Genomic DNA, 19,814 nt, shown 5'->3' with positions numbered 1-19,814 from the left:
ACGCCGGGCGCCTCGCCCGCCGGGAGAAAAAATACGGCCGTGCGCATCTTCGCAGCGCGCGACAGGCCATGCCACAATATAGGGTTGTGGCGCAGTTCCTACCAGCGATTGGGTTCGCCCCCGAACTCAACCCCAACAGATTGTGGGAATCGCGCGCTCGCTGCAAGAGTGTAAATCGCCCGTAAATCGCAAGTGCGACGAACGGTTCGTCGCGCGGCGGGTAACGCTACACGCGACGCGCGGACTTAAGCCGCTTTCGCGGAAGGCAAGCGAAAAGGGGAGATACAAAAATATTCTCGGTGCCCGGCATGCCGGTCATGCTGTGCCGACGAGGAACCAATTCAAGCATCGCGTCGCCGTTGAGATAGCGGAAACACCAACTGATTTCATCTTATTGGAGAACGGCTAACATCGATGTCCGTGAAACGGATATCGCATTCGAGTCGCGAAGGCTCGCCCGAAAGAAGCCGGTCGCGTCGGCATGGCAGTGGGCCCGGCCGCAAAAATATTTAGTGATGATCGACGGAAGGATGTGACCTTCGACGCGACGACGACCATCGAACATCTGAAGCGCGTTTTTCGCTGATGGTGCGTCGCTACTGCCGGCCGATCCGTTCGCTAACACCGATTTGCGCGTGCGTGATCGAGCATTCGAGAATCACATGAAATAAACATCGGAACGCATTGATATAGATAATCTTTCCCAAGCCGATGGATTCGGCGCTTCCAAACATCGTGACTGAGCCGACGGCGTTAGGCGACCTTGCGCGGCCGGACGCTGATAGCCGGGCTCGCGTGGGCGAACCGATCGACATCGAATGCCTCCGCGAATTGCAGTCCAGCGCGGCCATCGTTCGTCCAGCGGATCGTCGCGGGGAAAAGCTGATTCTCGATCAGTTCGATCAGCACGTCCGCCCCAACCGCTTCCTCCGGGAAATCGACGCCGTCGATCAGTGCGCCGCCCGCTGAGATGTTGCGGATGCGGATATCGCCCGTTTCGTCGCCCACCTCCAGCCGCGCGGTGCGGAGAACCGATGCGCGCGGAGCGCGGCTGATCCGGTGGCCGATCGGCGTGGCATTGCCGGCATCGGCGCGTAACTGTTCGATTACGTCGGCGGCGCGCGCCGGCCGGCCATAGACGAAGCCCTGAATGTGGCTGCACCCGAGATCGCGGATCATGCCGATCTCGTCCTGCTGCTCCACGCCTTCTGCGGTGGTTTCCATCCCAAGCGTATCGGCCAGAGACACGATCGCCTTGATGATCGCCGCATTGCGGTTGCCCGGCTGGATCGCCCCGCGCACGAAGCTCTGGTCGATCTTGATCTTGTCGAACGGCGCCTTCTTCAGATAGCCGAGGCTCGAATAGCCGGTTCCGAAATCATCGAGCGCAAGCCGGACGCCGATACCCTTCAGCGCGCGGAACATCAGTTCAGAAGATGCATCCTCGTTGAGGAACACTCCCTCGGTGATTTCCAGTTCCAGCCGCTGCGGCGCGATGCCCGATCCGGCGATGGCGTTGGTGACGATCGCGGGCAGCACCGGATTGGCGAATTGCAGCGGCGATACGTTGACCGCGACTCGCACATGATCCGGCCAGTTCGCGGCTTCGGCGCAGGCGGTGCGCAACACCCATTCACCTATCTGCTCGATCAACCCGCATTCCTCGGCGACCGGCACGAATTCCGCCGGGCTGATCGGCCCGCGCGAGGGGTGATCCCAGCGCAGCAGCGCCTCATAGCCGACGATGCGTTCGTTGGCGGTGGAAACCACCGGCTGATAGGTGAGGTGGAACTCGTCTCCCGCGAGCGCGAGGCGCAGGTCGTCTTCCAGTCGCCGCCGGTTCTGCGCGCCCGCCAGCAATTCCGGGCGATAGAAACGATGCACGCCGCGCCCGTCGGCTTTGGCGGCATAGAGCGCGAGATCGGCGTTGCGAACGAGCGTTTCCGCATCCTCGCCATGCTCGGGCGCGATCGCGATTCCGACGGAGCAGCCGATCGAGAGCGTCGTGCCGCCGATGATGTACGGCGCCGAAAGCGCAGTGATGATGTCCTGCGCGATCTCGCCGAGGCGTGTCCGATCGGCATCGCGCGGCAACACGACCTCAAACTCATCGCCGCCGAGACGGCCGACCAGCCCGGAATCCCCCACGGTGCGTTGCAATCGCTGCGCCACCTGCTTGAGCAATTCGTCGCCGACCTGATGCCCGAGCGTATCGTTCACCGCCTTGAAACGATCGAGATCGAGCAGGAACAGACCGGTGAGCGACGACGCATTACGTCGTGAAATCAGCGTCTTTTCGAGCGAAAGCCGCATGCGTTGCCGGTTCGCAAGCCCGGTCAGGCTGTCGAACAGCGCGAGCCGGGTAATCTCCGCTTCGGCGCGACGCTTCTCCGTCAGGTCAGAGCCGGAGCCGATGAAACCCTGAAAGCAGCCCAGATCGTCCAGGATCGGCCTTCCGGAGATAGACCACCAGCGATCTACCGTCCCGTCGAACGCGGGGCGCACCGAATAGTCCGAGAAACTGGTGCGTGAAGAGAGATGGAAGGTAAGCGTGCGCTCGGTGTCAATCAGTTCCGAATCGACCCGGAAAATATTCACGAGCCGTGTCCCGATTGGCGAGACACCCATGCGGTTCAGTTCGGTCGCCACCTTGCCGGTGATGTAGGTGACGTTTCCGGCGCGATCGGTCTGCCAGAACCAGCCCGTGCCCTGCGCCTCGAACTCGTCGACCAGCCGCACGGCGAGCCGGCTCGCTTCATGTTCGCTCGCGCGATCCGCCTGCATCGTGATGTCTCGCCAGGCGACGCGGATCAGGCCCGTTGCGAAGATGCTGGCCAGCAGCGCGGCTATCGCGAAATCGAAGCCGGGGCCAGCTGTAACCAGAACCATTGCCGCAAGCGCGGTGGCGAAGGCGATGCTGGCAGCGCGGATCGCGTGAAGCGACACGGCCGCGGCGATGATGCCGCCGAACACCGCGACAAACCCGGAAACCCGCAATTCCGGTGCCGGAAGTGCCGATGCGCCATCAAGCAAGAGCGAGAGCATCACGGCGAGCGCGGCGGACAATATCGATACCGCGGCAATCCGCCGATGGGGCGGCTGCGAGTCGATTCGCGGGAATGCGAGAACCAGCCAGATCAGTGCGCCAAACAGCGCTGCTAGACCGCCGTAATCGATGAAGAAGCTTTCGTTGCCACGCTCGAAGACGCCGCGCCCGAGCACGGCGAGTGGCCCGAACACGAGCACCGCGATCGTTACGGGCCAGATTGCGCGCGTTTCCTCCAGGCTGGCGGTGCGGGCGCCATCGATCAACGGATCTGGCGTGGCCGCGAGGCCAAGGGCATCGGCCAGCGAGGGCGAGGCGGGGGAGTTATTCTGTATGGCGGCTCTGCGATGTTTACCCATAAGGTGCGAATAGGCCGCCCGGAGTTCTAATCCGGTTAGAGATCAAGCTTAAAATTTGATGGACGGTCAGCGCTAATATAAGCAAAAACAACGATATATTGCCTTAAGCCGGGTGCGTGGCAATATTTTCGGAGTAGCAGGGCGCAATTCCTCGCCAGTCTTCCAGCGGTTTCGGGACATGCCGATCGCCAACGCGGGGCGTCTTGGTGCGTGACGCTGGCGCGCGTAGCCCCTATCTCCGCGTGATGCGTAAATCAAAAGCCGGCCTGCCGACGCGCCAGCAGATCATGGATTTCATCACTTCGAGCGAAACTCCTGCCGGCAAGCGGGAGATCGCGCGCGCTTTCGGCCTGACGGCGCAGGAAAAGATCGCGCTCAAAGCGCTGCTGAAGGATATGGCCGACGAAGGGTTGATCGACTCCGCCCCCGGCCGGGCCTTCCACAAGATGGGCGGGGTGCCCAAGGTGACGGTGCTCCGCATCGCTGACGTAGATGATGGCGGCAACGTATGGGCAGTGCCGGAGCGGTGGGAGTCTGAAAGCCCGCCGCCACGCCTGCGCGTGCGGGAGCGCAAGCGTGGCGCGCTGGCAGTGGGCGCGCGTATCCTTGCGCGGACGGAGGAGGCCGGAAGCGGCTGGATCGCCCATCCGATGAAATCCCTCGGCGCGTCTTCGGAGCAGATGATCGGCGTGTTGCGCGGGCAGGGCGATCGGCTTTGGCTTCAGGGCGTGGAGAAGAAGGAGCGCCGCGAGTTCCCCGTATCCGACGCCGGCGGCGCGGAGGCGGGCGATCTGGTGCTGGCGGAACGCGCTGGCCGGCCGCCGCGGATTACCGCGCGGGTGGTGCAGCGTCTCGGTGATCCGTTCGCGCCGCGCAGTTTCTCGCTGATCGCGATCCACCAGTTCGGGATCCCGGATCGTTTCGCCGAGGAGGCCTTGGCCGAGGCCGGCCAGGTCGCCCGGCAACCTTTGGGCGAGGCGCGGGAAGATCTGACGCATCTGCCGATCGTGGCGATCGATCCCGCCGATGCGCGCGACCATGACGATGCCGTATGGGCCGCGCCGGATGACGACCCCGCGAATGCCGGCGGATGGAAGGCGATCGTCGCGATCGCTGACGTCAGTTTCTATGTCCGCCTCGGCTCGGCGCTCGATCGCGAGGCGCGCAGCCGGGGGAATTCGGTCTATTTCCCCGATCGCGTTGTGCCGATGCTGCCGGAGGTGCTTTCCGCCGACGTCTGCTCGTTAAAGGAGGGGGAAGATCGCGCCGCGCTGGCCTGCCATCTCCAGATCACGAAGAGCGGGGGCCTGAAATCATGGCGCTTCACGCGTGCCGCGGTGCGGATCGCGGCGAACATCGCCTATGAGGATGCGCAGGAGACAATCGATGCCGGGGCGGGGCCGATGCTCGATACGCTGCGCCCGTTATGGGGGTGCTGGGAAGCGCTTTCGGCCGCACGTGACAAGCGCGAGCCGCTCGCGCTCGATCTGCCGGAACGCCGCGTGGTGCTGGACGAGAAGGGGCGCATCATGTCCGTCGCGCCGCGAGAGCGGCTCGATGCGCATCGGTTGATTGAGGATTACATGATCGCCGCCAACGTCGCCGCCGCCAAGGCGCTGGAAGCGAAGAAGGCGCCGGTGATGTATCGCGTCCATGAGCCACCGGCGCGCGAGAAGCTGGTGGCGCTGAAGGAGTATCTCGATACGTTCGGGGTTTCGTTCGCGCTGGGGCAGGTCATCAAACCGGCGACCTTCAACCGCATCCTCGATAAAGTCGCCGACGCTGACTTCCGTCCGCAGATCATGGAGCAGGTGCTGCGCACGCAGACGCAGGCTTATTATGCCCCCGCGAATCATGGCCATTTCGGGCTGGCGCTTGGCAGTTATGGCCACTTTACCTCCCCGATCCGCCGATATGCCGATCTGCTGGTGCATCGGGCGCTCGTTTCCGCCTACGAACTGGGACCAGGCGGACTTGGCGGGGACGAGGATTTCGAACGCATCGGCGAGGCGATCAGCAAACTCGAGCGCCGCGCGATGGAAGCGGAGCGCGACACGATCGATCGCTATGTAGCCGCATATCTCGCCGAGCGCGTCGGCGAGACGGTGGAGGCGCGCATCACCGGAGTGGCGAACTTCGGCTTCTTCGCAACCGTGGAGGGCATCGGCGGCGACGGACTGATGCCCGTGCGCGATCTGGGCGGCGAATATTTCCGCTTCGATGAAGGTGCGCGGATGCTGGTGGGCGAAACGAGTGGCGAGGAATATGCGCTGGGTCGACGTCTTCGCCTGCGGCTTGCCGAGGCGAATCCGGTGTCGGGCGCGCTGCGCTTCGAATTGCCGGAGGGAAAGGGTGCGTTGCCGCCATCACGGCGAGACGGGCCCCGGCGCGAGATCAAGCGGCGCGGCCGACCTTCGAACATCCGTCATCAAGGGCGCAGGAAGTGAAACTCAACATCGTCGATCGCATCGCCACCGGGATTGTCATTCGCGCGGAAACGGCGATCGTGAAGCGCTTCGTGGATGCTAAGGCCACAGACGCCGCAAGCGCGATATCGTTCGAGCCGGAAGGGCGCGCGCAGCGCCGAATTTTCCGTCGCATGACACGTTTTGGCGCGGTGTTGCCGGCGGAGGATGGTCGCTGGTTCCTCGACGACGTCGTTCTCGCCAATTTCCGCAAGGAGGAACTGGCGCGATTGCTGGGCGTGATCGCGCTGACCGGCTTCGCGGCGGCGGGCGCGATCGCGCTGGGGCGGTAGGGCCATGCGAGCGATTGCCTGACAAGATCACTGATCGATCAGTGCCTGGGCTTGCCGCCACCCGAGAAGGACGACCACCGATTTTGGCGGGCAAGACAATCGCCGATGAAAATGGGCTGCCGAGTCTCCCCGACAGCCCGGCGTCTTAACTAACTAAGTTGGCTAATCATGCTTGTGCGTGCGCCGCGATCCGTTTGATCTTGGCGTCGAAGCGGACGTCCGAGCGGGCCTGAGCACGCCGCATCGCAAAGCCGATCGTGCCGAAGCCGAGGATCATGAGAGCCCAGATCGCCGGCTCGGGAACACCTGCGACGGCATAAGTGATCGCACCGTTGAAATCCCGCGGCGAGAAATTTTCCGCGAAGGGATAGCTCTTCCCGTAACCGCTCAGGATCGACAGCGCACTATTGGACGCGACGATGTCTCCAACCGCGTTGCCGTTGGTGTAACGTACGATACCCGTGTACGGCACGGTTCCCGTAAAATAGAAACCTATCGTCGAGCCGGCCGTGACGCCGAAGTCCGCGATGTCGAAATTGGTCAGATTATCGGTGCCCGCGCTTGTCACGCCGCTGAAGGAATCGCGCAGCGTCCATGCTGCGGCGTTGTTCTGGTTCGAGCCGATGCCGCCATCGATCGTGTAGAATTTGAAGTCGTAGGTGCCACCGGTAATGTTCACGCCTAGCGACTGCAGCACAAGCGATTGGCTGCCAACCACAACATCGAACATGATGCCGCTCTGATTGTTGTTGCTGTTAAGTGGCGTCGCCAGCGTATCCGCGAGCGCCGGGGCGGCAAGCGATGACGCAAGGAATAGCGAAGCAGCGACCGTAGCAATGCGACTTTTCATCAATCATCCCCCTACGCACCGAGCGGCGTTCCAGTACGTAAAGATTACCGAGAGATTAACGAGCAATGCAATCGTTCTAATTTCGCAGGTGTGCGTTTTTGGGACGGCTCTCAAAGACTTGTGCTCGCGCCGTTAAGCCTGGGGCGCAACTGCGCCGCCTGATTCCGCATTCAGGCGATAACGGGGCGGTTGCCGACGCCATAACAATAGGTTGTTAATCGCGTCTGGGTGTCGATCACGGCCCTCCACCAAAGCGAGCCCTTTTTCACCCCGCCGTGAAGGTCATGCCGGCCTTCGCTATTAGCCGCTTGCGCAGCGCATCGCCCATCAGCGCACCCGGGGTCCAGATGCCGCCGGCGCCTGCCACGTCTTGCACCAAGCAAAGCGCGCTTTCGGCAAGCATCTTGCTGGTCGAACCATAGCCGGGATCGCGGTCTCCGGTAACCACCGCATCGATGCGCGCGCCATCCGGCATCAGGCCGATGAAGAGAATATCGTAATGGCCGTTGTCGCGCTCCTCCTTCGACGGGCCTTCGCCCGGCTTCGGGCCTTTGTCGCCGGCGAGCGGATTGATCTTCGCCAGCGCCTCTGCCGCTGCCTTGCCGATATCGCCAAGCCCGGCGACGATCATCTCGTCGTAAACGAAATCGCCGCCATATTTCTGGCCAAGCAGCAAGTTCGTGCGGTGGACGTTCTTGGTATTGATCGGCGCCATGATGAACGGTGCGACCCAGGCGGCGATCGTCGTATCATATTCCGGGATCAGGCCGGTCGGCTGATGTGGCCCGCTATGCCCCGGCGTCAGCGCGAACGGGCTGGCAAGGAGCGTGAGGAGCGACGGATCGCGCGCCGCCGCCGCCAGCGTCGCCTTGAGGCTGGCGGCAGTGCCGCCGGAGAAGCCGCCTTTCATGGTGCGCACCCGGCACTTCACGCGTGGCGCTGGCTTGCCGAAGCGGTTGATCGCGCCTTCCTGCAGAGTGAGCACGCCGAGATCGAACGGGATCGAATCAAAGCCGCAGGAAAAGACGATTCGCGCGCCGGTTTCCTTCGCGCGTGCGTCGTGCGCATCGATCATCCTGCGCATCCACCCCGGCTCGCCGCACAGATCGACATAGGCGGTGCCGGTCTCCACGCAAGCGGCGACCAGATCGCTGCCATAGAGCTGATATGGCCCCACGGTGGAGATCACCACGGTCGCGCGCGCGGCCATCGCGCGCAGGCTGGCGGGGTCATCGGAATTGGCGGCGAGCAGCGGCACGTCCGCCGCCACGCCCATCTCGGTCCGCACGTCCTCCAGCTTTGTCAGCGACCGGCCGGCCATTGCCCATTTCGGACCATCCGCACCATAGGTCTGCTGCAGATACTCCGCCACCAGCCGCCCGGTGAATCCGGTCGCGCCGTAGACGATCACATCGAATTCGCGGGCCATATCTGCGTTCCTCTTACCTTTTCCGACGATTAGAGCAGAAAGGGCAGGCGATTGCTACGCCGCTTCGCTGAACTGGAGGCTGGCGAGACGCGCATAGAGCCCGCTGCGCGCGATCAGCGCGCCATGGCTGCCCTCTTCGACGATCCGGCCATTATCCATCACGACGATGCGATTGGCGGCGCGGACGGTGGCGAGGCGATGTGCGATGATAAGCGTGCTGCGCTCGGTCATCAGCCGCTCCAGCGCCTGCTGCACGAGCAACTCGCTTTCCGCGTCGAGCGCGCTGGTGGCTTCGTCAAGCAGCAGGATCGGGGCGTCACGCAACAGCGCGCGGGCGATCGCCACGCGCTGGCGCTGTCCACCTGACAGGCGCGCGCCGCCCTCGCCGAGATAGGTGCCGAGCCCTTCCGGCAGCGAGTGCAGGAAATCGGCGGCATTGGCTGCCTCGGCGGCGGCCCACAACTCTTCGTCGCTTGCATCCCAGCGGCCGTAGCGCAGATTGTCGCGCGCGGAGGCGGCGAAGATCACCGTTTCCTGCGGCACCATCGCGATGTGAGATCGGATGGCGGCGGGATCGGCATCGCGCAGGTCGATGCCGTCGATCGTCAGCCGGCCGGCCTGCGGATCATAGAAGCGCTGAAGCAGCTGGAATAGTGTCGTTTTGCCCGCGCCGGACGGGCCGACCACCGCGACCGTTTCACCCGGGGCGATAGTCAGGCTGAAATCATGCAGCGCCGGGGCGTCGGGTCGTGTCGGATAGCGAAACTCGACATGTTCGAACGTCACGGCGCCGCGCGGCGGCAGCGGCAGCAAAAGTGGTGCGCGCGGCGCGGCGATCTCCGGCTTTTCGGCGAGCAGTTCCGAAAGACGCCCGGCCGCACCCGCCCCGCGCAGCAACTCGCCATACACCTCGGTCAGCGCGCCGAAAGCACCCGCCACAATACCGCCGGTGAGAACGAAGGCCGCGATGGCGCCGCCTGAGAGGCGCCCCGCGGCCACATCGATCGCGCCCTCCCACAATACCAGCGTGATCGACCCGAAGATCAGCCCGATCACGATCGCCGTCATCACCGCGCGCACAAGGATGCGGCGGCGGGCGGCGGCCATCGTCGCCTCGACTGCGTCGGCAAAGCGCTGTGCCTCGCGTTCCTCCTGCCCAAACGCCTGGACGATCCTCATCGCGCCCAACGTCTCGGTCGCCATCGCGCCGACGTCGGCGATGCGATCCTGCGAAGTCCGCGAATAGGCGCGCACGCGCCGACCGAGCAGCGCGATCGGCAGGATCACCATCGGTATGCCGAGCAGCAGCATCCCCGCCAGCTTTGGCGATATCGCGAACAGATAGACCATGCCGCCGATGCCGGTAAACATGTTGCGCAGCGCCACCGACATGGTGGAGCCGACGACGCTCTCGATCTGCGCAGTGTCCGCCGTCAGCCGCGAGGCGATTTCCGACGGGCGGTTCTCTTCGAAGAAGCGTGGGGTGAGCGTGAGCAGGTGGCGCTGCACGCGGGCGCGAATATCCGCCACCACCCGCTCGCCCAGCCATGATACGAAGTAAAAGCGGATCGCCGTCGCCACTGCCAGAACGGCTACGATCATCAACAGATAGTGAAAGGCGCTCGCCACATCGCCATGCGCGCCGGGGCCGAAACCGCGGTCGATGACACGCTTGAAGCTGTAAGGGATCGCGATCGTGGCCAGCGAGGTGATCGTAAGCGCGGCGCCGGCGGCGGCGATGCGCCCCGGATAGCGCCGTGCGTGATCCCACACTAGGGCAAGGCTGCCCAAGCGGCGGCGGGGGGCTTCTGCGGGCGCTTCTGTCGACATGCGAAAGCGCCTAGCAGCCCGGCTCTGTTGGCTCAACGGCGCGGGCGGCGGGCCGGGTGTCGCCAGCGGCGGTTCGCGATTGCAGCAATTTGATTTGTCATTAATCTGAAACGGGCTACCAGTTCGCGATCAAAGCTTCGCCGATCAGGATACCCGATGCTCTACGACGCCTATGAATTCCAGCGCTCGATGCTCGCAGGTGCTAGCGCCTGGGCCAATTTTGGCGCGGGCATGCTGAACAATCCGGCAAACCCGTTCTCCTATTTCGGCGGCGGCGCAGTGATGGCTTCGGCGCTCGAGGTGTTCGCACATGCGGCCGCGCCGCGCGGCAAACCGGTTTTCGGGCTCGATCGCACGATGGTGAACGGCGAAGCCGTCGAGGTGGTCGAGGAAGTGGTGCTGCAGAAGCCATTCGGCCAGCTAAAGCGCTTTGCGCGCGTCGGCGTGAGCGGAGGCCCGAAACTGCTGATCGTTGCCCCGATGTCCGGCCATTTCGCCACGCTGCTGCGAGGCACTGTTGAGCGGATGCTGCCGACCTGTGATGTTTACATCACTGACTGGCGCGATGCGAAGCTGGTGCCGGTTACCGACGGCGCGTTCGACCTTGATGATTATGTTGATTATCTCATCGAGTTCATGGAGGCGATCGGGCCGGGCGGACATATGCTGGCGGTCTGCCAGCCTTCGGTCCCGACCTATGCTGCCGCGGCGTTGATGAGCGCCGACAAGCATCCGTGCCGCCCCAGGACGCTGACGATGATGGGCGGGCCGATCGACACGCGTGAGGCGCCGACGGCGGTGAATACGCTGGCAACCGAGCGGCCGCACGCCTGGTTCAGCCAGAATGTCATCGCGACCGTGCCGCGCATGTATCCGGGCGCGGGGCGACGTGTTTATCCCGGCTTCCTGCAGCTTACCGGCTTCATGTCGATGAACCTTGGCAATCACATGATGAGCCATTGGGAGATGTTCAAGCATCTCGTCCGCGGCGATGGCGAGAGCGCCGAGGCGACCAAGGAGTTCTACGACGAATATCGCTCGGTCTGCGACATGACCGAAGAATTCTACCTTCAGACGATCGATGTGGTGTTTCAGGAGCACAAGCTGCCGCGTGGGCTGATGACGCATCGCGGGCGCCCGATCGATCCGGGCGCGATCACCGATATCGCGCTGCTGGCGATCGAGGGCGAGCGCGATGATATCTCCGGCATCGGCCAGACCAAGGCGGCGTTGACGCTCGCGACCAACCTGCCCGAGGCGAAGAAACATTATCTGCTCGCCGAAGGGGTCGGCCATTATGGCATCTTCAACGGCTCCAAATGGCGCAACCGCATTGCGCCGCTGGTGGAGAAGCTGATCGCGGAGAACGGCTGAACGATCAGTTCTTCAGCCGCCATCCGGTCCTGAAGACCACGCCGATGGTCACCAGGCACACGGTCAACAGCGTAAGCGTCACCGTCAGGCTAACCGCGACCGCCACGTCGCTGGTTCCGAAGAAGGTCCAGCGGAATCCGTTGATGAGATAGACGACCGGGTTGAACAAGGTCACCGTTCGCCACGGTTCCGGCAGGATCATCACGGAATAGAAGGCGCCACCCAGGAAGGTAAGTGGCGTGACGATCAGCAGCGGGATCACCTGCAACTGCTCGAATCCCTTTGCGAAGATGCCGATGACAAAGCCAAACAGGCAGAACGTGATGCAGATCAGCGCGAGATAGGCGATCATCGCCAATGGATGCAGGATGCGCAGGTCGACGAAGATGTGCGCCGTTGCGAAGATGATAAGGGCGATCGTCAACGATTTGGTCGCCGCCGCGCCGACATAACCCAGTACGATTTCGAATGCCGATACGGGCGCGGACAACAACTCGTAGATCGTGCCGGTGAACTTGGGCATGTAAATGCCGAAACTGCCGTTCAGAATGCTTTCGGAAAAGATCGCAAGCAGCATCATCCCCGGCACGATGAACGCCCCATAGGGTACACCGGAGACTTCGCGCATCTGCGATCCGATCGCCGAGCCGAACACCACGAAGTAAAGCGACGTAGTGATGACCGGCACCATCAGACTGGTCCAGATCGTGCGGCCGAACCGCGCCATCTCGAAGCGATAGATCGCCCAGACGCTGTTTATGTTCATGGTTTGGCCCCCACCAGATCGACGAAGATATCCTCCAGGCTAGATCGCGACGTTTCCAGGTCGGTAAAGCCGATGCCCCGATCGGACAGCGCACGGAGCAGGGAGGGAATGCCGGCCTTTTCCGCCTGTGCATCGAATACGTAGCGCAGCGTGCGGCCGTCGTTCTCCAGTGCGAGCTGCCATTTCTCCAGCCCGTCCGGCAGCGCCGGGAGCGGTTCGGCTAGCGTCAGCGCCAGTTCGCGCCTGCCGAGCTTCTGCATCAGCGCGTCCTTCCGCTCGACCAGTAGCAGCTTGCCGCTGTTGATGACGCCGACACGGTCGGCCATCTCCTCCGCCTCCTCGATATAATGGGTGGTGAGGATGATCGTCGCGCCATTATCTCGCAGGCGGTGCACGAGTTTCCACATGTCTCGACGCAGGTTCACGTCCACGCCGGCGGTTGGCTCGTCGAGAAAGAGGATTTGCGGCTCGTGCGCCAGCGCCTTGGCGATCAGCACGCGGCGCTTCATCCCGCCGGAAAGCTCCATGATCCGTGCCTTGCGCTTGTCCCATAAGGACAGCTCGCGGAGGATTTGCTCGATATAGGCCGGGTTCGGGCCGTAGCCGAACAGGCGGCGCGAGAAGGTAACTGTCGCGAGCACGCTCTCGAACGAATCCGTCGATAGCTCCTGCGGCACCAGCCCGATCGTGCGACGGGCGGCCTTATAGTCGCGGATCGCATCATGCCCCGCCACCGTGATCGTGCCGGCGGACGGGGTGACGATGCCGCAGATGATGCTGATCAGTGACGTTTTGCCGGCGCCATTGGGGCCGAGCAGCGCGAAAATCTCGCCTCGGCGGATCGTCAGATCCACCGGCTCAAGCGCGGTGACACCGCCGGCATAGGTCTTTGATACGCCCTCCAGCCTCAGAATCGCGTCATCGTTCATGAGCGTGCGGCGCGCGCGGCAGCGATCGCTTCCTGCAGACGGTCTATCGGCAGCGCGCCCGAAAGCACGCGATCGCCTACGACCCAGCTCGGCGTGCCCCGCATGCCGAGCTTCGCCGTGGTGGCGAGATTGGTGCGTATTTCCTCGTCGGCATCGGGCGGCCGCTTGGATAGATCCACGCCCGCTGCGCGTGCGGCCGACGCAATCGTCTGATCGCTCACCGGACCGGCGGCGTAGAGCGCATCGTGAAACGGCTTGAACTTGTTCTGCGACGCGGCGGTGAGTGCTGCGCGAGCTGCGACGAGGCTGCTTTCCGCCAACACCGGCATTTCGCGGAAAACGACGCGCAGCTTCGGGTCGGCCTTCACCAACTTATCCAGCGTGGGCAGACTAGCGCGGCAGTAACCGCAATTGTAATCGTAATATTCCACCAGTGTAACGTCCCCGTTGGGATTGCCCATATAGGCGTTGCCATAGGGCGTCTCGATCGCGGAGCGCATGGTTGCGATAACTTTGGCGTTTTCGCGATCGTTCAGCCGCTGCATCGCCTCGGGGATGATATCGGGGTTGGCGAGGATATAGTCGCGCACGGTCCGCTCGATGCGCGCGCGATCCCCGTCGGAAAGCGCGCCCGGCGCGACCCTTTCGGCAAGCCAGGTGCCCATTGCGCCAAACGCGGCGCCGATCACCACCAGCGCCACCAGCATCATGCGATTCATTTGCGTTTATACTTTTTCGGATTGTCGTTCATGTCGTTCTGCGCCGTCATCGCGATATCCTGCGCGCGAATCCAGTCCGGCGTGTTCTGCGGTATACCAGCCATCGCGATTTTCGCGCTGTATGCGGCGGTACGACTGTCGCCGTTCATGCTCGCGGTCTCGGCGGTGGCGAGCGCGGCGCGCGCCTGATCGCCAGACTGCTCATAGGCGGTGCCAAGCTGATACCAGGCGAAGGGATTCTCGTCGTCACGCGCGATGGCGGTGCGCAATACCTTGATAGCCTCGGGCAGATTCGCCTTGTCTTCGGTCGCGATCAGCGCGTGGCCGAAGGTAGTCGCGATCAGCGCGTTGTTGCGCGAAAGCTCGGTCGCTTCGCGCAGGGGCCGCAGTGCTTCGCCGGGCTTGCCGGCTTCGAGCAGTATCTGCCCCTTAATCTCGAGGAAATAAGGGTCATGCGGATCGGCTTTCACCAATGCATTCGCCTCGGCATCCGCTTTGTCGGGATAGCCGGCCTTATGATAGGCATAGGCGCGCGCATAATGCGCATACACCGTCTGGCTGCTCTCCGGATACGCTGTCAGCGTGCGCTGCGGCGTGTTCACATATCCGGCGAGCTTGGCCTTCACACGCAGAAAGCGCTCCTGCAGCGTGGCGTCGGGCGGCTTGCTGTACGCCGGGGATGCCGTGATATCGGCGGTCATCGTCTGGATGCGCTCGCCCGAAAGCGGGTGCGTTTGCATGAACGGGTCGATATTGTTGAGCCCGTAGCGATATTCCTGCTGCTGCAACGTCTTGAAGAAAGACAGCATTCCCTTGCCGGTGATCCCGGCGGCATTCAGATATTTAACTGCGCTGGCATCGGCGGTGGATTCCTGTGTGCGTGTGAAAGCGAGGAATTTCCCCATGGCGGCTTGTTGTCCGGCCGCCATGACGCCCATTCCGGCTTCGCCTGCGCCAGCGGCGGCGGCGGCGATGCCGAGCACCATGCTGAGTAGGTAGATGGCCATCGCGGGTTTCGTCCCCGCGCCTGCGTTTACGATATGCCCGTCCGCGATGTGGCCCAGTTCGTGCGCGATGACGCCCTGCACCTGATTGGCGTTGTCGGCGGCCTGGATCAGGCCGGAATGGATATAGACGGTCTGCCCGCCGATCACGAAAGCGTTGATCGAATCGTCATTGACCAGCGCGAACTTCACGTCCCTCGGATTGAGCCCGGCGGCCTTAACCAGCGGCTCGGACATGTCATGAAACAGCGATTCCGTTTCCGCGTCGCGCAGCAGGGACTGTGCGTGCGCGGGTTGCGCGCAGATCAGGATCGCGGTGGCGAAGGCGGCCAGCGTCCGCTTCATCAGACAAGATTTTCCCTGCGCTTGGCCCGCTGGCGGGCGGTGACGACCGGGTTTCTGCGATGGTACCGATGAACCCCCGCTGAAACCCGGCCGCGCATCGTTCAGGCGCCGAACGTCCGCTGCCACCAGCCACGGCGTGGGCTGCCGGATACATCGCCTGCGCTATCATCGCCTGGCTCGGCCACGGCTTCCTCAGCGGGGGCCTCCTGCACCGTCTCTGCAGGTGCCTCGTCAGCCTTCTTGCGGCGCGTCCGCTTTGGCTTGACCGGCGCCTCGGTCGGTTCGGAGACAGTTGGCGGCGCGGACGGAACGGGTGTTTCCGCCTCCACGTCCGCCTTTTTCCGACGCGTGCGCTTGGGCTTTGGTGCGGGCGCTTCGTTCACGTCCGCAGAAGCCGGCGTTTCGATCGCGGGCGCCTCGACAACGGTTTCGGTCTTGGCAGCGCGCGCGCGCGGGCGGCGGCGCGTCTTCGGAGCCGCTTCGGGTTCGGCGGTTGCGTCGGGTGCCGCCGGCTCGGCAGCGACTACGACAGGCGCGTCCTCGGTCGCGGTATCCTGCGCTACGCCCGCCTCGTCGCGGCTGCGACCGCGGCCGCGACGGCCACGACGGCTCCGGCGACGTCCGCCCTCGCGTTCGCCGTCAGCGGATGCCTCGGCGGCTTCGGGCTGATCGGTGTCTTCCGACACGGTGTCGCCGTCGCCCTCGGCTTCCTCGTCTGACGATCCTTCGGTAGCCCCGTCCTCAGGACGTGCCCGGCCGCGACGGCCGCGGCGACGGCGACGACGACGGCCGTTGCTGTCGCGTTCGCCTTCCTCGCGCGGGCGATCGGCGCGGCGCTCCTCGCCGTCGGCCTCTTCCTCCTCCTCGGCGATCTCGTCCTCGATATCCTCGGGATAGTCGTCCTCGATTTCCTCGACCGGTGCGGCAAACTTGGGCGCATAGGCCGGCGGCGGGCCGGATGCCTCGACTGACATGCGCGCGCCTTCCTGCTCGCCATCGGGCAGGATTTCGACGCGCACGCCATAGCGGTCCTCGATTTCGGCGATATCGGCGCGCTTGCGATTGAGCACGTAAACCGCCGCTTCCACGCTGGCGCGAAGCGTGAGCAGCGAACCGCGGCCGCGCGCGGCCTCGTCCTCGATCAGCCGCAGCGCGGACAGGCCGGCCGAGGATGCCGTGCGGACCAGCCCGGTGCCTTCGCAATGCGGGCAGGTGCGTGTCGATGCCTCGAGCACGCCGGTGCGCAGCCGTTGACGGCTCATCTCCATAAGGCCGAAGGAAGAGATGCGGCCCACCTGGATGCGGGCACGATCGTTCTTCAGCGCCTCCTTCATGGCTTTCTCGACCTTGCGGACATTGGAATTGTTATCCATGTCGATGAAGTCGATGACGACGAGGCCGGCCATGTCGCGCAGGCGGAGCTGGCGTGCGATCTCGTGCGCCGCCTCAAGGTTGGTCGCTGTCGCGGTCTGCTCGATATTGTGTTCGCGCGTCGAGCGGCCGGAATTGATGTCGATCGAGACCAGCGCCTCGGTCGGGTTGATGACCAGATAGCCGCCCGACTTGAGCTGCACCACCGGATGATACATCGCGGCGAGCTGATCCTCGACGCCGGCGCGCTGATAGAGCGGCAAGGGATCGCTGTAATGCTTCACCTTCTTGGCGTGGCTCGGCATCAGGAGCTTCATGAACTCCTTTGCCTGACGATAGCCGTCCTCGCCCTCGACGATTACCTCGTCGATATCCTTGTTGTAGATGTCGCGGATCGCACGCTTCAGCAGATCGCTGTCACCATAGACCAGCGCCGGCGCCGTGGAAGACAGGGTCTGTTCGCGAATACCGTCCCACAATCGCGCAAGATAATCGAAGTCTCGCTTGATCTCGACCTTGGTGCGCTGCAGCCCGGCGGTGCGGACGATGCAGCCCATCGACGCCGGCAGCTTCAGCTCCGCCATGATCGATTTGAGGCGCTTGCGATCACTCGCATTCGAGATTTTCCGCGAGATGCCGCCGCCGTGCGAGGTGTTGGGCATCAGCACGCAGTAACGCCCGGCGAGGCTGAGGTAGGTGGTCAGCGCCGCGCCCTTGTTGCCGCGCTCTTCCTTCACGACCTGAACCAGCAACACCTGACGGCGGTGAATCACGTCCTGTATCTTGTAGCGGCGGCGCAGGTTCATGCGGCGCTGACGCAGCGCCTCGACCTGATCGTCGTTTACAGTCGAGCGGCGTGGGCGCGTCTCGCCTTCCATTTCCTCTGCAACTTCGGGATCCATCCCTCCGTCATCGTCGAAACGCTCCAGATCGTCGTCTGAGGGCTCTTCGTCTTCCTCGGCCGCCTCCTGCTCGGCGCGCAGCGCCGCCTCCTCGGCGGCGTGCTCAGCCTCCTCGCGCAGCAGCGCCTCGCGATCCTCCTTGGGGATCTGGTAATAATCCGGATGGATCTCCGAAAAGGCGAGGAAGCCGTGCCGGTTCCCGCCGTAATCGATGAACGCCGCCTGGAGCGACGGTTCGACGCGGGTTACCTTGGCGAGATAGATATTGCCCTTGAGCTGCTTGCGCTCGGCACTTTCGAAGTCAAATTCCTCGATCCGGTTTCCCTTGACGACAGCCACGCGGGTTTCCTCCCGGTGGCGTGCGTCGATCAGCATGCGCATTGTCATTTAATGGTCTCCACGCACGGTCGCCGGTTGGCGGCGCTGCCGTGCGATAATCTGGTGCCGGCCGGGCGACGCGCCTGGCCGTGCGAATTGTTGGTGAAATCGCCTTCGTTCGCGCCGCACGCCGGGGCGCGTCGCCCCGGAACAAGCCCAAGCCCGCGCCGCCGGCTTCTGCCGGGCGGTTCAGCGGTGGGGAAAGATGCGGCATGCAAACGTCAACCTGTATGCCCGGCCCCGTGAACGACGGGCGAGCGGTGGGCCGGAAGTTAACGCGCGGATATTTACGCGCCTCTCCGGTCGAGATGGTGCCTAGCACCGGACTTGTCACGCATCAACCAGCACGTCCCGCCGCAAAATACTCGCGAGAGTGTCAAGCAACTGTTAACTCTATTTACGCAAACCTCGATAGCGAATTGCCCCTCACCGGGCTTCGGCAAGGGGTGGCTAGGGCGGAGCGAATGGCGGGGCGGTGGAGCAGAGCGCTCGAAAAGCGGTTGCGTCGCGCCATGGCGCGCGTGGCGCTGGTGCTCGCGTTTGCGATTGCTCTTGTTGCGGCGCCCGCCGGGGCTGCAACCGTTCAGCGCGTCGACGTGGATGGCGCGCGGATACTCATCCATTTCGACGATCCCGTCGGCCCGGCGTCCAGCTTCGTGCTCGATGCGCCGCGCCGTATTGCGATCGATATCGATGGCGCGCGCCCCGGCCGCTCGCTGGCTGGTGACGGGGCGGTCAGCGCGATCCGGCAGGGATGGCGTGGCGCTGACGGCGCGCGGATCGTCTTCGATCTTGATCGGCCGATGATCGTGGCCGGTGGAGAGTTTCGTGATGATGGCCGCACGCTTGCGCTCACGCTGGAACGCGCCAGTTCGCGCCGGTTCGCGGATGCCAGCAGCGCGCGCCCGCTGAGCTTCCTTCCGTTTCACTTTGGCGGCAGCCGGCCGAAATATAAGATTTCGGTGCCGGTGCCGCCGGCCAGGCGCTCGCCGCTGCCGCGTGTGACCGGGGATGAGGATCGCCCGCTGGTAGTGATCGATGCGGGGCACGGCGGAGTCGATCCAGGCGCGATCAATGCCGGCACGGGGCTGCGTGAGAAGGATGTCACGTTGAAGATCGCCCGCGCGATCCGCGACGCGCTGGTCGCATCAGGCAGGGTCCGCGTCGCGCTTACCCGGGATGACGATCGCTATCTGGTGCTGCGCGAACGTTTCGGGATAGCGCGGCGGCTGCGGGCCGATCTGTTCATTTCGATCCACTGCGATAGCGTTGGCGCTGGCGACGCATCGGGCGCAACCGCGTACACGCTGTCGGAGGTCGCTTCTGACAAGGAGGCCGCGCGGCTCGCTGCGCGCGAGAACAAGGCTGATATTATCGCTGGCGTCGATCTCGATCAGAACCCGGATGTCTCCTCGATCCTCATCGATCTCACCCAGCGCGAGACGATGAACGCCTCCGCCGGCTTCGCGCGGCTGCTGGGGCGTGAAGCGGCGCCGCTGATGCCGACGAAACCGAACTTTCACCGAATGGCCTCGCTGATGGTGCTGAAGGCGCCGGACATGCCCTCGATCCTGTTTGAGACGGGCTATATTTCCAATCCGCAGGATGCCGGCTTCCTGGATAGCCGCGCGGGCCGGGAGCGGATCGCGGAGAGCGTGAAGCGCGCGGTGGAAATCCATTTCGCGCGGCGGCTGGCGACGAAATAGCAACGGGCAGGGAGGCGCGGGCTTCCCCCGCCCGGCAATCCTGCTAAA

At 63.9% G+C, this 19,814-nt stretch carries 13 protein-coding genes and 1 pseudogene; 4 read left to right on the top strand and 10 right to left on the bottom strand.

Translation table 11 applies throughout. The features are described from left to right. Window positions 1-753: 753 nt before the first annotated feature. Window positions 754-1,056, bottom strand: a complete 303-nt coding sequence (locus tag ACM61V_RS13995; RefSeq protein ID WP_419714268.1) for a PilZ domain-containing protein — start codon at window positions 1,054-1,056, stop codon at window positions 754-756. An 81-nt stretch (window positions 1,057-1,137) separates the two neighbouring features. Next, a pseudogene (locus ACM61V_RS13990) lies at window positions 1,138-2,301 on the bottom strand (putative bifunctional diguanylate cyclase/phosphodiesterase); the annotation flags it as partial. Between the two features lie 1,349 nt (window positions 2,302-3,650). Here ACM61V_RS13990 and ACM61V_RS13985 point away from each other — a divergent pair. Then, window positions 3,651-5,852, top strand: coding sequence for a ribonuclease R family protein (locus ACM61V_RS13985; RefSeq protein ID WP_171007546.1), 2,202 nt, complete (start codon window positions 3,651-3,653; stop codon window positions 5,850-5,852). Next, the gene (locus ACM61V_RS13980; protein WP_137786279.1) at window positions 5,849-6,163 is read left to right on the top strand and encodes a hypothetical protein; all 315 of its coding nucleotides are present in this window, start codon (window positions 5,849-5,851) and stop codon (window positions 6,161-6,163) included. The genes ACM61V_RS13985 and ACM61V_RS13980 overlap by 4 nt, the downstream gene beginning before the upstream one ends. Before the next feature lie 166 nt (window positions 6,164-6,329). On the opposite strand, the gene ACM61V_RS13975 is transcribed toward ACM61V_RS13980, so the two are convergent. The 3 genes from ACM61V_RS13975 to ACM61V_RS13965 form a co-directional block, all read right to left on the bottom strand. Beyond that, on the bottom strand, window positions 6,330-7,013 hold the full coding sequence (locus ACM61V_RS13975) for a PEPxxWA-CTERM sorting domain-containing protein (protein ID WP_137786278.1): 684 nt from the start codon (window positions 7,011-7,013) through the stop codon (window positions 6,330-6,332). 265 nt (window positions 7,014-7,278) lie between these two features. Continuing rightward, window positions 7,279-8,442: a saccharopine dehydrogenase family protein gene (locus tag ACM61V_RS13970; RefSeq protein WP_137786277.1), complete on the bottom strand. Its 1,164-nt coding sequence runs from the start codon at window positions 8,440-8,442 to the stop codon at window positions 7,279-7,281. Between the two features lie 54 nt (window positions 8,443-8,496). Then, window positions 8,497-10,272, bottom strand: coding sequence for an ABC transporter transmembrane domain-containing protein (locus tag ACM61V_RS13965; protein WP_137786276.1), 1,776 nt, complete (start codon window positions 10,270-10,272; stop codon window positions 8,497-8,499). A gap of 156 nt (window positions 10,273-10,428) precedes the next feature. Between ACM61V_RS13965 and ACM61V_RS13960 the strand changes: the two genes are divergently transcribed. Then, window positions 10,429-11,646, top strand: a complete 1,218-nt coding sequence (locus ACM61V_RS13960) for a polyhydroxyalkanoate depolymerase (RefSeq protein ID WP_137786275.1) — start codon at window positions 10,429-10,431, stop codon at window positions 11,644-11,646. Window positions 11,647-11,650: 4 nt separating this feature from the next. On the opposite strand, the gene ACM61V_RS13955 is transcribed toward ACM61V_RS13960, so the two are convergent. The 5 genes from ACM61V_RS13955 to ACM61V_RS13935 form a co-directional block, all read right to left on the bottom strand. Continuing rightward, window positions 11,651-12,412 (bottom strand): ABC transporter permease, encoded by a 762-nt coding sequence (locus ACM61V_RS13955; protein ID WP_137786274.1) that lies wholly within the window; start codon window positions 12,410-12,412, stop codon window positions 11,651-11,653. After that, window positions 12,409-13,341: an ABC transporter ATP-binding protein gene (locus ACM61V_RS13950; RefSeq protein ID WP_137786273.1), complete on the bottom strand. Its 933-nt coding sequence runs from the start codon at window positions 13,339-13,341 to the stop codon at window positions 12,409-12,411. Before ACM61V_RS13950 ends, ACM61V_RS13955 begins: the two co-directional genes overlap by 4 nt. Next, window positions 13,338-14,060 (bottom strand): DsbA family protein, encoded by a 723-nt coding sequence (locus tag ACM61V_RS13945; RefSeq protein ID WP_137786272.1) that lies wholly within the window; start codon window positions 14,058-14,060, stop codon window positions 13,338-13,340. Before ACM61V_RS13945 ends, ACM61V_RS13950 begins: the two co-directional genes overlap by 4 nt. Continuing rightward, window positions 14,057-15,409: a M48 family metalloprotease gene (locus ACM61V_RS13940; RefSeq protein WP_137786271.1), complete on the bottom strand. Its 1,353-nt coding sequence runs from the start codon at window positions 15,407-15,409 to the stop codon at window positions 14,057-14,059. Before ACM61V_RS13940 ends, ACM61V_RS13945 begins: the two co-directional genes overlap by 4 nt. A 101-nt stretch (window positions 15,410-15,510) precedes the next feature. Beyond that, window positions 15,511-18,057, bottom strand: coding sequence for an Rne/Rng family ribonuclease (locus ACM61V_RS13935; protein ID WP_137786482.1), 2,547 nt, complete (start codon window positions 18,055-18,057; stop codon window positions 15,511-15,513). A 467-nt stretch (window positions 18,058-18,524) separates the two neighbouring features. Between ACM61V_RS13935 and ACM61V_RS13930 the strand changes: the two genes are divergently transcribed. Next, window positions 18,525-19,766 carry an N-acetylmuramoyl-L-alanine amidase gene (locus ACM61V_RS13930; RefSeq protein WP_137786270.1) on the top strand — a complete coding sequence of 414 codons (1,242 nt, stop codon included), beginning with the start codon at window positions 18,525-18,527 and terminating at the stop codon, window positions 19,764-19,766. Window positions 19,767-19,814 lie beyond the last annotated feature (48 nt).

Source organism: Sphingomonas sp. TX0543 (genome assembly GCF_048565505.1).
Classification (GTDB): Bacteria; Pseudomonadota; Alphaproteobacteria; order Sphingomonadales; family Sphingomonadaceae; genus Sphingomonas.
The sequence above is the reverse complement of the archived record's forward strand: the minus strand, read 5'-3'. Positions and strand labels throughout refer to the sequence as shown.

What these genes read in the sequence shown, in the direction of transcription:
- ACM61V_RS13985 (WP_171007546.1), top strand. Translation starts at nt 3,651, where the DNA reads ATGCGTAAATCAAAAGCCGGCCTGCCGACGCGCCAGCAGATCATGGAT.
- ACM61V_RS13955 (WP_137786274.1), bottom strand. Translation starts at nt 12,412, where the DNA reads ATGAACATAAACAGCGTCTGGGCGATCTATCGCTTCGAGATGGCGCGG.
- ACM61V_RS13945 (WP_137786272.1), bottom strand. Translation starts at nt 14,060, where the DNA reads ATGAATCGCATGATGCTGGTGGCGCTGGTGGTGATCGGCGCCGCGTTT.
- ACM61V_RS13970 (WP_137786277.1), bottom strand. Translation starts at nt 8,442, where the DNA reads ATGGCCCGCGAATTCGATGTGATCGTCTACGGCGCGACCGGATTCACC.
- ACM61V_RS13940 (WP_137786271.1), bottom strand. Translation starts at nt 15,409, where the DNA reads ATGAAGCGGACGCTGGCCGCCTTCGCCACCGCGATCCTGATCTGCGCG.
- ACM61V_RS13965 (WP_137786276.1), bottom strand. Translation starts at nt 10,272, where the DNA reads ATGTCGACAGAAGCGCCCGCAGAAGCCCCCCGCCGCCGCTTGGGCAGC.
- ACM61V_RS13930 (WP_137786270.1), top strand. Translation starts at nt 18,525, where the DNA reads ATGGCGGGGCGGTGGAGCAGAGCGCTCGAAAAGCGGTTGCGTCGCGCC.
- ACM61V_RS13950 (WP_137786273.1), bottom strand. Translation starts at nt 13,341, where the DNA reads ATGAACGATGACGCGATTCTGAGGCTGGAGGGCGTATCAAAGACCTAT.
- ACM61V_RS13975 (WP_137786278.1), bottom strand. Translation starts at nt 7,013, where the DNA reads ATGAAAAGTCGCATTGCTACGGTCGCTGCTTCGCTATTCCTTGCGTCA.
- ACM61V_RS13960 (WP_137786275.1), top strand. Translation starts at nt 10,429, where the DNA reads ATGCTCTACGACGCCTATGAATTCCAGCGCTCGATGCTCGCAGGTGCT.
- ACM61V_RS13935 (WP_137786482.1), bottom strand. Translation starts at nt 18,057, where the DNA reads ATGCTGATCGACGCACGCCACCGGGAGGAAACCCGCGTGGCTGTCGTC.